A 13,144-nucleotide genomic window follows, 5' to 3' on the forward strand; every position below is an offset into this window, starting at 1 on the left:
ATATAGGATATAAATTAATCAAACGCATACTCTAAGCTATGGGTACAAATCGAACGGTCAGAAGGGATAGATGTCCCTTCTGTGGGATGCCGGTCAATACGATGTCAGCCGTATGCCCCAACCCCAAGTGTGGAGCTATCTTGCAGCAAGCCTCTGCCTATAATCAAGAAGCCTTGAGGCTGCTTGATAAGATGAATAGCCTCCTATCAGAGATTAATGATCTACCTGGTTGGAGCGATAAGGGACAAGCCAAGCAAGCAGAGCTGGGGAGTCTAATCCTAAAGGCAAAAATGCTCTATGGCAAGAACGAGCAGATAACCACATTGATCAATGAGATAGAGGAGCGACGCAAGAAGACCATTCGAAAGAAGAGAGTCCTAGATGTAGTTAGGACGGTAGGACCTTTCCTCCTTGTCATCTCTATGTTTGCTCTTGGATTCTACCTTTGCTATCTAGCATTTACTCTTTAATCCCTAAACTATAGGATAACAGATAAGACAATCGAACTGTGATGGCAATATTTAAGAGAGGTATAAGTGGCGGGTTGATGAACGTGATCCGCTGTGATGAGGAGGAGTATCTGGTGTGGAAGTGGCGACCGCGAAATCAGCGCGCCAATACGACGACACGAGAGAACTCTATACGCTACGGCAGTAGTCTACGAGTCAAGGATGGTGAGGTAGCGGTTTTCGTATATAAGCAGAATGACGAGACTGCTCAGGACTTCGTCGTAGGTCCATACGATCAGATCCTTAAGACGGCCAACCTCCCCGTCTTGTCTAGCATCGCAGGGCTGGCCTATGGTGGAGATACCCCGTTTCAAGCGGAGGTTTACTTCATCAACTTACAGCGAAACAATCAGATTAGCCTTGTAGTTCCCTACTTTGATGTCACAGACCCACGCTTGCCAGATCACCCCGTGCCTGTTGCTGTGCATGGCGTGTTGACTTTCTCTCTAGAGGACTACAAAACCTTTATCAAGCTCAATAGGCTTAAGGACTTTGATCTTGATGAGTTTATGGAGCAGATCGAGGGGAGTGTAGTTCGCAAGGTCAAAAGCGTTGTGGCGAACACGCCCTCAGACCTATCGATCCCTGTCGTACAGATAGAACGTCAGATAGATGCCATAAGTAGTGTCCTCGAGGTGAGCCTACAGGAGTGCCTGGCGGAGTTCGGCGTCCGACTCAAGCGACTAGACATCCAAGCTATAATCGTCGACAAAGAGTCTAAAGCCTACGCTGAGGTGAAGGCACTCACGGCTGGTATAACGGCCAAAACATTGACTACCCTCTCCAACGTCAATCTCAAAAACATGATAGAGATGCAGCAAGTGAATCGACATAATCTCTCGGAGACGATGCGCATCAATCGTGAGGAGAGACAGCGAGCACAGCGCTTACAGTCGGAGTCGACCTACATAAGGGCGCACGCTATCGATAAGCAAGCTGATGTCCTAAAGACTGCTGCTAGTAATATGGGTCAGATGGGTGCTATGCCTACTGGAGCTACTGGCGGTATGAACCCTGCAGAGATGATGACTGGCATGATGATGGGTGGTGCCATCGGAGGACAGATGGCTGGCATGGTCAATAGTATGGGGCAGCAAATGCAAAACGCCGTAAATACGCCTCCACCTATGCCAGACGCCCCCTCCTATATGCTAGCCGTGAATGGTCAGCAAATGGGTCCCTTCTCCATAGATCAGCTCCAGCAAATGGCTATGATAGGACAGTTGACCTCAAGCACTTACGTATGGAAGCCTGGCATGGAACAGTGGGGGGTGGCAAGTGCTATCCCCGAGCTAGCCATGCTGTTTGCCCCCGCCACGCCACAGACTCCTCCTACAGGGATGTGTCCTCCCCCACCTCCTCAATCATAATAACTAAAGACCATAGAGATATGAACGATAGTGGCTTTTACTCCATCGACCGACTAGTAGAGTTTGGGCTAGGCATGGCGGTGGCTCAACAGATGGTACAGACGATGAATCAAGCTATGCAGCAGGTCTATGTACCAGGGTCTATTCAGTCTATGCCTGCCCCACAACAGCAGCCCTGCTATGTCGCTATAGATGGGCAACCTGTGGGTCCGCTCTCTGAGAGAGACTTAGTACGTCTTATCACGGAAAAGAAGGTGACAAAAGAGACACTCGCATGGATGCCTGGGATGCCTCAATGGCGACCTATCGAGCAGCTACCGAGCATACTCAGAGTCATAGCACTGACTCCTCCCCCGATTCCCCAAAGTAATGAGTAGTCGTATGAAACTAAAGGCCTTTCCCCTTGCCTTGAGCATTGCTTTGGCAGGATTGCTGGGTTATTTCATCTATTACATCACAAAGAGTGCTGATTATGATCTCCTCTGGGGTATCGGAGCCACGATATGCTTTGCCATAACCGCAATCCCCATCTTGGGCTTACAGTACGAGTCTGCTCGACAAGGACTGAACCTGAAGATCCTCTCAGGGGTCTTCCTGATCGCCTTTGTGATTAGTCATATATGCTTTGCTAGACTAGGGGCAGACGTAGCGTACTACATTATTGTGAACGGTTGCTTGATGGTAGCCTATCTCGCACTCTTCTACAAGATAAGTAGCCTACAGATGTCATCGCAAAGCAACACTGTAAACGACTCCAATCTTGAAGCCTAGACCTCACGATAGGGCTTGTGTGGTGGTTGCAGGGAGTGGCTTTGCCCTTTGAGGTCTAGACGGGGTGTCCGACAGGTTTGATCCAGCTGTTGCGTCGCTACACGGAGTTACTCGTCCCGAGGCACTCCGAGGTACCTGACACCACACATCCGAGGAAATCGAAATTGCCTCGGTAGAAAACGACAATCCTCCACGGAGGAACAAAAAAATTCTTCCGAACTTTTATTTGCTTCTTCCGAAGTTTCATTTCATTCTTCCGAAGTTTTATTTCATTCTTCCGAAGAATTTTTCCACGCCCACGTGGAGATTTCAGATTTCCCACGTGGAGATCAGATTTTTCTGCAACAAAAACGTATTGCCCCCCAAAAAGATCCTATTTTTATAATGTAGCTACTATAAGTTTTCCCAATAACTCAGAATAGAAATTAGCCTGATATTTTCAGTACCTTTGTAGCAAATATCACGACAGACGATAAGCAATGCAAGACGATTCTATCACTTCTCAGATAACTAGTGTCTACGATCCCGCAGGTGTTGAGACTAAGTGGTACCAGTATTGGCTGGACCACAAGCTCTTTGAGGCACATGTGGATCACAGCAAGAAGCCCTACACGATCATCATGCCCCCGCCCAATGTGACGGGCGTGCTACATATGGGGCATATGCTCAATAACACGATCCAAGATATCCTCATCCGTCGTGCTCGCATAGCGGGTTACAACGCTTGCTGGGTGCCTGGCACCGACCACGCCTCGATCGCTACGGAGGCTAAGGTGGTAGATCAGCTTGCTAAGCAAGGTATTCAGAAAAATCAGCTCACACGAGAGGACTTCCTCAAGCATGCCTGGGAGTGGACCGACAAGTATGGCGGCATCATCCTCAGCCAGCTGCGCAGACTAGGCGTATCGTGCGACTGGAGTCGCACAGCCTTCACACTAGATGAGGAGCGCTCGGAGTCGGTCATCAATGTCTTCTGCAAGCTCTACGAAGAGGGACTCATCTACCGTGGCGTACGCGTGGTCAACTGGGACCCCAAGGCACAGACGGCACTCTCGGACGAGGAGGTTATCTTCAAGGAGCATCAGGGCAAGCTCTACTACCTTCGCTACTTCATCGAGGGGACAGAGGATTACATCGTCGTAGCTACGACGCGCCCCGAGACGATCATGGGCGACACGGCCGTCTGTATCAACCCGACAGATCCTCGCTACCATCATCTGCGTGGTAAGCGAGTCATCGTCCCGCTCGTAGGTCGCTCCGTCCCGATCATCGAAGATGAATACGTAGACCTAGAGTTTGGTACGGGCTGCCTGAAGGTCACCCCCGCCCACGACATCAACGACTACCAGCTCGGCATCACGCATCAGCTGGAGACAATCGACATCTTCAACAACGACGGCACGCTCAACGAGCACGGCGATAAGTATGCGGGCAAAGACCGCTTCGTCGTCCGCAAGGAGATCGTCGCAGACCTCAAAGAGGCTGGCTTGCTTGACCACGAGGAGGACTACACCAACCGTGTCGGCTACAGCGAGCGCACCGATGTAGCTATCGAGCCAAAGCTGTCAATGCAGTGGTTCCTCAAGATGTCCGAGCTAGCCAAGCCCGCGCTACAGGCAGTCCTCGAAGACACCGTACAGCTCGTGCCCAAGAAGTTTGTCAACACCTACCGCTACTGGCTAGAAAACATCAAGGACTGGTGCATCAGCCGTCAGCTCTGGTGGGGACATCGCATACCAGCCTACTACCTGCCCAACGGTCAGTGCGTCGTAGCCGCTACCGCCGAGGAGGCTTTGGCAAAAGCTAAGCAAGAGACTGGCGACAACAGTCTAACCCTCGAACAGCTCAACCAAGAGTCAGACTGTCTCGACACATGGTTCTCCTCCTGGCTATGGCCTATCAGCCTCTTTGGCAAGATCGATGGCTCCGAGCCTACGGAAGACCTCAAGTACTTCTACCCCACCTCCGTCCTAGTCACAGCGCCTGACATCCTCTTCTTCTGGGTAGCCCGTATGATCATGGCGGGGTACCACTTTATGGGTGATCGCCCCTTTGACAAGGTCTACCTAACTGGTATCGTCCGTGACGACAAAGGACGCAAGATGTCTAAGTCGCTCGGCAACTCGCCCGACCCCATTGACCTGATGGACAAGTACGGTGCCGATGGCGTGCGCCTAGGACTTATGATGGCGACCTCTGCCGGCAATGACCTCCTCTACGACGAGAGCCTTGTGGAGCAGGGACGCAACTTCTGCAATAAGATCTGGAATAGCTACCGCTTCCTCAAGACGCAAAGTGTCTCTGACGAAGTCAAGCCAGACGCAGCTAGCCTGATAGCTATGGAGTGGTTTGAGTCACTACTCGCCTCGACGATGAGCGAGCTAGACGACCTCTTTGACAAGTACCGCATCAGCGACGCCGTCACGCTCCTCTACAAGCTCGTCCGAGACGACTTCTCTGGCCTTTACCTAGAGGCTATCAAGCCCGCCTACGGCACCAGTATGAGCCGTGACGTCTACGAGCGAACGATCCACTACTTTGAGCAAATCTTCATCTTGCTACACCCCTTTATGCCGTTCATCACGGAGGAGCTTTGGCAAGATGTGGCACCTCGCCAGGAAGGCGACTCCATCATGTACGCTCATCTAGACGACACGCTACAAGCGGACAAGCAGCTACTCGCCGATATGGAGCATACTGTGGAGCTAATCACCAAGATACGTAGCATACGCAGTGCACATCAGATAGCGACCAAGCAGTCGCTTGCACTCACCACCAGTGGCGAGCACCCCGAGCGTATGAGCGGGCTAGTCATCAAGCTGGCCAACCTCTCTGCCTTCACCAAGGCGGATGCGCATCAGTCGGACGAGCATACGGCCGAGCACTTCATCATCGGTACAGTCCCCTACTCTGTCGAGCTGGCGGGTGCCATCGATGTGGAGAAAACCGTGGAGCGTCTGCGTGGCGAGCTAGCGCATCAGGAGAAGTTCCTCGCAGGAGTTCGCAAGAAGCTCTCCAACGAGAAGTTTGTCGCCAACGCCAAGCCCGAAGTTGTCGCCCTCGAGCGCAAGAAAGAGAGCGACGCCCTGCTACGCATTGACGAAGTACAGCAGCAACTCAAGCAGCTTGGCGCTACGCTCTAAGTAAGCGCCACGCTTACGCCTCTCCCCGAGGAAGCGATTGAGCCCTCTCGGGGAGGAATTGGTGTATCAACATCTTACGTCTTGCTACTTACACTAGAAAAAGCAGTTATTCGCAGTGCGTTTCTCTAGGGGAATTAGGGAACATCATCCCGTTCTTTCGTCCAGACTTAGCACAGTTTCAGCAAGTCTTGTATTGTCATTACGAATGTTTTTACTACCTTTGACATTAGGAAAGAGCACTCTATCAATTTTAGAGTCAGGCTGTTCTTTCCTTTTGGGCGAACGAGTGATGGACACGCACTTATCTAATTCAACCCTAAGATGACGATCATATGACTCTCTTTAATCCTCCTGAGCATCTCTCCTGCCACCACTATGCGACGCATGCCAATAGTGGCTGGATTCACGTAGATGGCACTACTCAGAAGTCTTCCTATGGGATGACGGACTACCACTCGATACTCTTCTGTACGAGAGGCGTAGTGCGTATCGCCATAGCTGACGAGCTGTGGGAGCTACAAGAGGGGCAGATGAAGTTTATCCCTCGTGGTACTACGGCGAGAGCTATCCTAAGTGATGATGGGGAGCTCTTGGATGCTTACTTTGACGTCATAAGCTTCATCTGTGACAAGATTTCGCTACAGCAGCTTGAAGAGTTAAAAGCTCAGGTACCTTACAATCCTGCTCCTCTAGAGATACGGGGAGCGATACACTCCTTACTGGGCACTCTCAAAGAGTATCTTATGGATCAGGCTCAGTGCGCTTATCTCCACGAGCTCAAGGTCAAGGAGCTCTTTTGGAACTTACGCGCTTACTACAGTCGTGAGGAGCTAGCCTCCTTCCTGTGGCCTATACTAGGAGTCTCATCGTTTTATAGCGATGTCGTAGCAGCTTTCACTTGCAATGCTAAGGTGTCAGAGCTTGCCGAGCGGGTCTATATGTCTACGTCTGCTTTTTACAAGCGATTTAGGGAGGAGTTTGGCACATCGCCAGAGCAGTGGATACGAGTGCAAAGCAATAAGCAGATACTCTTCCTCATCCAGGATTATGACCTCTCTATCGGAGAGGTAGCGAGCCAGCTATCGTTCAACTCAGCCTCGAGTTTCTCTCGTTACTGCACGAATAACTTCGGGCTATCGCCCTCAGTACTACGCAGCTCTCTACAGGAGGGGACGACCTCGGAAGAGTTGCTACAGATGATGAATGCAGACGCATAGAGGAGCCTGTCGTGCGCAGCTGGCAGTGGTGCCCCTTAGATTTGGTTAGTCCAAAAATAAGTTGTACCTTTGCCCCACGAAATACGGGATGTAGCTCAGTCCGGTTAGAGTGCGCGTCTGGGGGGCGTGAGGTCGCTGGTTCGAATCCAGTCATCCCGACTAGGTCTTTAGACCTATAGCAAGAGTGACTTACACAGTCGTGTGAGTCACTCTTGTTGCGTCTAGACGGAGTGCGAAGCTGACGTATGCTCCTTGGGCTATCTCGGAGCTGGGAGTATCAACCTAGGGACACGTGGATCAAGCCTTGCTACGTAGCACTATAGACTCACGCTATAGCTACTTTAACCTCACTATTGATTTCAATTTCTCCCGAGGAAATCCCCGTTAGCTCCCAAGGAAACGAAAATTCTCTACCGAGGGGCGAAACAAAAGTTCGGAAGAATGAAATAAAAGTTCGGAAGAATGAAATGAAAGTTCCGAAGAATTTTTCCGTTCCTCGCTGAATAATCCAACATATCTACGGATGAATTTCTCAATTTCCACCACCTCCCGATTTCTCTCATAGAGACGTAGGTGCATTCGTTCGCTATAATGCGTCAGCCCTATGAGGGCGGGGCTCTGACCAGAGGGCTAGCTTCTTTTTTCGTACCTTTGGGAGAAAGTTAGTGGATCTACCTATTACCTCTCAATATGGTATTCCCTCCCAACGCACTCCATCTCTATGACAGATAAACACTCCTTTGGCGATTCGTCCACACAATCCTCTGCTACGCAGCAGACCCGCCAGACGGCTCTTGACGAGCTGACACATAGTCGTACGAAGCTCGGAGAGCCTGTCTATAAGGTCTCCTTTTGGACGCCTCGCACCTCCTTGATCGCACTCATCTTGATTCTAATGCTTGTCATCGGCAAGTATGCCCTACCCTATACTAGTGGCGTACTGGGCGCCTTGACTATCTATGTCCTCCTGAGAGGCCAGATGAAGTGGCTCGTGGAGCGTAAGCAGTGGGGGCGTAGCTGGGCGGCTTCGCTACTGACTGTAGAGGCTATCTTCTTCTTTCTGATACCGATACTGGGGATTGTCTTGATGCTCATTGACCTCTTCTCCACCTTTGACCCCGAGTCGCTCAATGTGCTGACGACGCAAGCGCAAGATATTATCCAGCAGGTGGAGGATCGCTTTGGCATAGAGCTATGGAGTGAGGAAAACCTGCAGAAGCTAACAAGCTTCTCGACCTCTTTGGTAAAAGGCTTGCTACAGGGGATGTCTTCGTTCTTTCTAAATGCCTTTATCATCCTCTTCCTCCTCTACTTCATGCTACGAGGGTATGACCATTTTGAGTCAGCTGTAGAGGAGCTACTTCCCTTTACAGAAGACAATAAGAAGACTGTCTCCAGCGAGACAATCAGTATCGTCAAGAGCAACGCTATCGGCATCCCGGTTCTAGCGCTCGTGCAGGGTGTCTTTGCCTATATAGGCTACCTCATATTTGGAGTGGACAATGCGCTACTCTTTGCCGTACTGACGACCTTTACGACGATCATCCCCGTGCTGGGCACGATGATCGTGTGGGTGCCGATGGCTATCATCATGGGGATCAACGGGGACTGGCTCAACGCTATCTTACTAGCACTCTACGGCTTCATCGTCATCGGCGGTGTGGACAACGTAGCACGTCTCCTCTTACAGAAGCAGATGGCAAACATTCATCCGCTGATTACCATCTTCGGAGTCTTCATCGGACTCTCGCTCTTTGGCTTCTGGGGTGTCATCTTCGGGCCATTGATTCTCTCCTTGATTATACTCTTTATCAACCTCTATCGTCACGACTTCGTACCAGGCTCAAAGGCTAAACCCACCGCCTCTACGGAGCTTCAGGAGACGAAGTCTCTAGAGCGTCTCTCCAAAATCGTACAGAACAACGGTCTATCATCCCTGACTAAATCGGAGCTGGAGCGCTATGAGGAGGCGCACACAGATGCGAGCAAAATAGAAGAAGATGAGTGACAACTTTATAGTATCGGCGCGTAAGTACCGCCCGCAGACCTTCGACGAGATGCTCGGGCAGGAGGCTATCTGTCTCACGCTCAAGAGTGCTATCCAGCAGGGCAAGATAGCCCACGCATACCTCTTCTGCGGTCCTCGTGGCGTGGGCAAGACATCGGCAGCTCGTATCCTAGCTCGTACGATCAACTGCGAGCAATTAACCCCACAGGGCGAGGCCTGTGGCGTATGCCCTAATTGTCAAGCAGCACTACATCAGCGGGCGTTCAACATATACGAGCTGGATGCCGCCTCCAACAACTCGGTCGACGACATACGCCGTCTCAACGAGGATGTCTACATACGTCCTCAGCAGGGTAAGTACAAGGTCTACATCATTGACGAGGTACATATGCTCTCATCGGGAGCTTTCAACGCTTTTCTCAAAACCCTTGAGGAGCCCCCTGGCTATGTCGTCTTTATCCTAGCCACAACCGAAAAGGACAAGGTACTCCCCACAATCCTCTCACGCTGTCAGGTCTACGATTTCAAGCCGATACCACCAGAGCAGATTGCGGAGCAACTACGCCGTGTGGCTGATGCGGAGGGATTGCAGTACGATCCTCGCTCTTTTGACACGATCGCACGCATTGCCGATGGCGGTATGCGTGATGCGCTCTCACTCTTTGACCGCCTAGCCAGCACAGCGCAGGACGGGGTCATCTCTTACGAGCAGACGCTACAGACGCTTAACATACTAGACGACGAGTACTACTTTTACTTCACCACCTACCTATACAGTGGTGACTACAAGCGTACACTCCTACTCCTTGACGAGCTCCTCGGCAAGGGAGTAGCCATGCGACAACTGATCATCGGCTTGGCAGACTTTATGCGCAATCTGCTGGTGGCTCGCACCCCAGAGACAATGCAGCTATTTCCCTATACGGGCGTACATGCAGAGCGCTTTGCCACGCTAGCGCAGCAGATCCATCCGCTCTTTCTCTACAAGTCTATCTCTAAGTTGGTCTCCTGCGAGCGTAACTACCGCTCGTCACAAGCTAAGCGCCTACTGGTGGAGCTGACCTTCATGGGGATCTCCGAGATGTGTGGCGCCTTTAAGAATGCTACGGTCGCTCCCCCAACGGCAGCGCCAGCAACTCCAGCACCACAAGAGAGTAGCGTCCAAGCGCCGCAGGCTACTTATCAAGCGGCTACGCCTAAGCCTTCCACAGCTACGACTACACAGGACGAAAAAAAAAAGAGTCCTCAGGTAGCCACTAGTCAACCTAAGCAGTACACTCCCAAGGCTTCCTCGCTACGTATATCGGCGCTCAAACGTCAGGCCGAGGAGTCGCTCTCCGCACAAGTAAGTAGTAGCGAAGCTGACGGCGATAACGCCACCACTGCCACAGAGCAACGTGACGAGCCTGTCACGCCCGAGGCGCTACTCAAGTGGTGGCTCACCTACGCTGACGAGGAGCTCGCAGAGGAGGCTTATCTCTCTCAGCTACTCCACACGGTCACCCCAGAGCTACAGCCTCCTCATGAGCTGAAGATCTCACTCGTAAGCAACATACAGCTAGAGTCGTTTGAGCGGATCCAGCGCTCTCTACTTCGTTATCTCAAGGAGAAGCTACACAACGATCACCTGACCCTGACGACAGAGGTCGCAGCTGTGGAGCAGACGCAGCACGCCTCGACAGCTCAGGAGCGTGCGGCTTACTACAAGGAGCACTACAAAGAGGTTGCCTACCTAACGGAAATGCTCAATCTCCGCATCAAGTGACGAAGAAAGTGCTCGCATCACCGAAACCTCCGGCCACTAGCTAATCTTTCGAAGCTGTGGCGTAATGGCGACAGCAGGCGGTGAGGGTGCACTCGTCGCAGAGCGGTTTGCGCGCTTTGCAGATGTACCGGCCTAGCAGGATAAGCTGATGATGCGCCCGTATGAGTTGCTCACGAGGTATGCGTCGCCTGAGCGCTTGCTCGACAGCTAAGGGCGTGGTGGCTCGTGAGGAGGCGAGACCAATGCGCTTGGCAACACGAAAGACATGCGTATCAACAGGCATCGCTGGCGTATCAAAGCAGACGGCCAGCATCACGCTGGCACTCTTGCGCCCTACCCCTGGGAGCGCCTCTAACTCTTCACGCGTGGAGGGGACGACGCCGTGATGCTCCTGAGCGATCCGCTCGGAGAGTCCGATGAGGTGCTTCGCCTTATTGTTTGGATAGCTCACACTCCCCATGAAAGCTAGCAGATCATCGACCGAGGCGCGCGCCATCGCCTCGGGCGTCGGGTAGTGCGCCATCAGTTGCGGGGTAACCATGTTAACCCGCTTGTCGGTACACTGAGCCGAGAGGACGACCGCCACGAGTAGACTGAAGGGATCGTGATAGATAAGCTCCGTATCGGCGTTGGGGTAGAGCTTGGTCAGCCCTTCCAGAGCCAAGCCGTAGCGTTCGTCTAGAGTCACTTTCAGAAGCCCTTAGAGTGGTGTGGTGTGTGCGGTAAACTGCGAGAGGAAGTCTAGGTTGTTTTCCGAGAAGTAGCGCAGATCCTTCACATTGTACTTCAGGTTGGCAATGCGCTCCACGCCTAGTCCGAAGGCGTAGCCACTGTAGACGGAGCTATCGATGCCACAATTCTCCAGCACGTTGGGATCAACCATACCACAGCCTAGGATCTCGACCCATCCCGTATGCTTGCAGAAGCCACAACCCTCGCCATGGCACAGCCCGCAGGAGATATCCATCTCAGCGCTCGGCTCGGTAAAGGGGAAGTAGGACGGGCGCAAGCGAATCTGCGTGTCAGCGCCAAAGAGCGACTGAGCGAAGAAGAGCAGTGCCTCTCTGAGGTCGGCGTAGCTCACGTTGCGGTCAATGTATAGTCCCTCGATCTGGTGAAAGAAGCAGTGAGCACGAGCAGATATAGCCTCGTTGCGATAGACGCGCCCAGGGCAGAGGACGCGTATGGGTGGCTCTTGGCTCTTCATGACACGCGTCTGGACGGAGGAGGTGTGAGTGCGAAGCAAGATATTGCTCTTGTGATCCACAAAGAAAGTGTCCTGCATGTCTCGTGCGGGGTGGTCTGGCGGGAAGTTGAGCGCCTCAAAGACGTGCCAATCATCCTCCACCTCAGGCCCCTCAGCTATGCTAAAGCCCATGCGCTCGAAGATGTTACAGATCTCCTCCTGTATGAGTGTGAGCGGATGACGAGAGCCTAGCGGATAAGGCACCGCAGGACGGGTCAAGTCAATCGTCTGCTGTACAGACTGCGTAGCGACAGAGGCTAGGATCTCCTTAATGCGTGCAGTGGCCTCTTGCTTGAGCTGATTGAGAGTCGCTCCGAGCTGGCGCTTTTCCTCAGGAGGGAGCTGGCGAAACGCCTCAAAGAGCTGAGTGATGCGACCTTTTTTGCCTAGATAAGCTATGCGTAGTTGCTCAGCCTCCTCGGGCGTAGAGGCTACGAGGTGGGCGAGAGCCGATTGTAGTTGCTGGATTTGATCAAGCATAGATGGGATATATAACAAAGAGAGCTACCCGCCACGTCAGGCTAGCGCATAGGCGTAGCGTGACGCAGATAGCTCTCAACGAATGGGCTACATATAGTAGATTAGCGTATGACTACCTTGAGCGTATAGGTCTCTCCCTTCACGACGATGCGCACGAGATAGACTCCTGAAGGCAGGTGCTCATTGCGCACCTCCTGCCCCATGACATTGAAGACCTGCATCTGGTCATACTCGCAGAGCGGTACGATGGCACCGTCACGCACCTCTACCTGAGGCGCTGACTGCTCTAGCGCTGAGGGCTGTGACGCCACAGCGACGAGGCTCTGGTCAGATAGCAGCTGATGCTCGGTAGCTTCGCTCTTGTCACTAGCCAAAGCGCTACAAGGTACTAGTAGAGCGCAAACGACGAGGGTGTATATAGTATGTAATATTTGCTTCATAGGCATATAGTCACTAGTAGTAGTGGCAAATATACAAACAACTTCTGACATAGCGCTCATTTCGGATGCTGCAAATCTTACGAATTGCAAAATGTAGGGACACACCTACTAGCCTGAATCTCTCCCCTCGCATCTCTCCCCTCGGTAGGAAATCGGAAATCTCCAGTGAGCAAACGAAAATTCTCCACGGAGAGG

General features: G+C 52.2%; 11 protein-coding genes and 1 tRNA gene. 9 read left to right on the forward strand and 3 right to left on the reverse strand.

Going from position 1 to position 13,144, the window contains the following annotated elements; genetic code table 11:
* Positions 1-38 precede the first annotated feature (38 nt).
* The 9 genes from Q0X57_RS04470 to dnaX all read left to right on the forward strand — a co-directional run bounded on the left by Q0X57_RS04470 (position 39) and on the right by dnaX (position 10,783).
* Positions 39-470 carry a hypothetical protein gene (locus Q0X57_RS04470; protein ID WP_297728253.1) on the forward strand — a complete coding sequence of 144 codons (432 nt, stop codon included), beginning with the start codon at positions 39-41 and terminating at the stop codon, positions 468-470.
* 41 nt (positions 471-511) lie between these two features.
* On the forward strand, positions 512-1,879 hold the full coding sequence (locus tag Q0X57_RS04475; protein WP_297728286.1) for an SPFH domain-containing protein: 1,368 nt from the start codon (positions 512-514) through the stop codon (positions 1,877-1,879).
* A gap of 20 nt (positions 1,880-1,899) precedes the next feature.
* Entirely contained in the window at positions 1,900-2,256 is a 357-nt protein-coding gene (locus Q0X57_RS04480) for a DUF4339 domain-containing protein (protein ID WP_297728256.1), read from the forward strand.
* A gap of 4 nt (positions 2,257-2,260) precedes the next feature.
* A complete protein-coding gene (locus Q0X57_RS04485) occupies positions 2,261-2,650 on the forward strand; it encodes a hypothetical protein (protein ID WP_297728259.1) in 390 nt (129 codons plus the stop codon).
* 479 nt (positions 2,651-3,129) lie between these two features.
* Positions 3,130-5,793, forward strand: coding sequence for a valine--tRNA ligase (locus Q0X57_RS04490; protein ID WP_297728263.1), 2,664 nt, complete (start codon positions 3,130-3,132; stop codon positions 5,791-5,793).
* 332 nt (positions 5,794-6,125) lie between these two features.
* Positions 6,126-7,010, forward strand: a complete 885-nt coding sequence (locus Q0X57_RS04495) for an AraC family transcriptional regulator (protein WP_297728266.1) — start codon at positions 6,126-6,128, stop codon at positions 7,008-7,010.
* Between the two features lie 84 nt (positions 7,011-7,094).
* A tRNA-Pro gene (locus Q0X57_RS04500) sits at positions 7,095-7,169 on the forward strand.
* A gap of 562 nt (positions 7,170-7,731) precedes the next feature.
* Positions 7,732-9,018 carry an AI-2E family transporter gene (locus Q0X57_RS04505; RefSeq protein WP_297728269.1) on the forward strand — a complete coding sequence of 429 codons (1,287 nt, stop codon included), beginning with the start codon at positions 7,732-7,734 and terminating at the stop codon, positions 9,016-9,018.
* Complete coding sequence (gene dnaX / locus Q0X57_RS04510; protein ID WP_297728274.1) at positions 9,011-10,783, forward strand: DNA polymerase III subunit gamma/tau; 1,773 nt, start codon at positions 9,011-9,013, stop codon at positions 10,781-10,783. Before Q0X57_RS04505 ends, dnaX begins: the two co-directional genes overlap by 8 nt.
* 40 nt (positions 10,784-10,823) lie before the next feature.
* On the opposite strand, the gene nth is transcribed toward dnaX, so the two are convergent.
* From nth to Q0X57_RS04525, 3 genes are all read right to left on the reverse strand, one after another.
* Positions 10,824-11,471: an endonuclease III gene (gene nth / locus Q0X57_RS04515; RefSeq protein WP_297728277.1), complete on the reverse strand. Its 648-nt coding sequence runs from the start codon at positions 11,469-11,471 to the stop codon at positions 10,824-10,826.
* 12 nt (positions 11,472-11,483) lie between these two features.
* Complete coding sequence (gene pheS / locus Q0X57_RS04520; protein WP_297728280.1) at positions 11,484-12,509, reverse strand: phenylalanine--tRNA ligase subunit alpha; 1,026 nt, start codon at positions 12,507-12,509, stop codon at positions 11,484-11,486.
* 101 nt (positions 12,510-12,610) lie between these two features.
* A complete protein-coding gene (locus Q0X57_RS04525) occupies positions 12,611-12,949 on the reverse strand; it encodes a T9SS type A sorting domain-containing protein (RefSeq protein WP_297728283.1) in 339 nt (112 codons plus the stop codon).
* Positions 12,950-13,144: the final 195 nt, after the last annotated feature.

This window comes from uncultured Porphyromonas sp. (genome assembly GCF_947254915.1).
Taxonomy (GTDB): domain Bacteria; phylum Bacteroidota; class Bacteroidia; order Bacteroidales; family Porphyromonadaceae; genus Porphyromonas.

Bases quoted from the DNA above. Each gene is read 5' to 3' on its own strand.
- Q0X57_RS04490 (WP_297728263.1), top strand. From the start codon at position 3,130: ATGCAAGACGATTCTATCACTTCTCAGATAACTAGTGTCTACGATCCC.
- Q0X57_RS04525 (WP_297728283.1), bottom strand. From the start codon at position 12,949: ATGAAGCAAATATTACATACTATATACACCCTCGTCGTTTGCGCTCTA.
- Q0X57_RS04475 (WP_297728286.1), top strand. From the start codon at position 512: ATGGCAATATTTAAGAGAGGTATAAGTGGCGGGTTGATGAACGTGATC.
- dnaX (WP_297728274.1), top strand. From the start codon at position 9,011: ATGAGTGACAACTTTATAGTATCGGCGCGTAAGTACCGCCCGCAGACC.
- Q0X57_RS04505 (WP_297728269.1), top strand. From the start codon at position 7,732: ATGACAGATAAACACTCCTTTGGCGATTCGTCCACACAATCCTCTGCT.
- Q0X57_RS04480 (WP_297728256.1), top strand. From the start codon at position 1,900: ATGAACGATAGTGGCTTTTACTCCATCGACCGACTAGTAGAGTTTGGG.
- Q0X57_RS04470 (WP_297728253.1), top strand. From the start codon at position 39: ATGGGTACAAATCGAACGGTCAGAAGGGATAGATGTCCCTTCTGTGGG.
- Q0X57_RS04495 (WP_297728266.1), top strand. From the start codon at position 6,126: ATGACTCTCTTTAATCCTCCTGAGCATCTCTCCTGCCACCACTATGCG.
- pheS (WP_297728280.1), bottom strand. From the start codon at position 12,509: ATGCTTGATCAAATCCAGCAACTACAATCGGCTCTCGCCCACCTCGTA.
- Q0X57_RS04485 (WP_297728259.1), top strand. From the start codon at position 2,261: ATGAAACTAAAGGCCTTTCCCCTTGCCTTGAGCATTGCTTTGGCAGGA.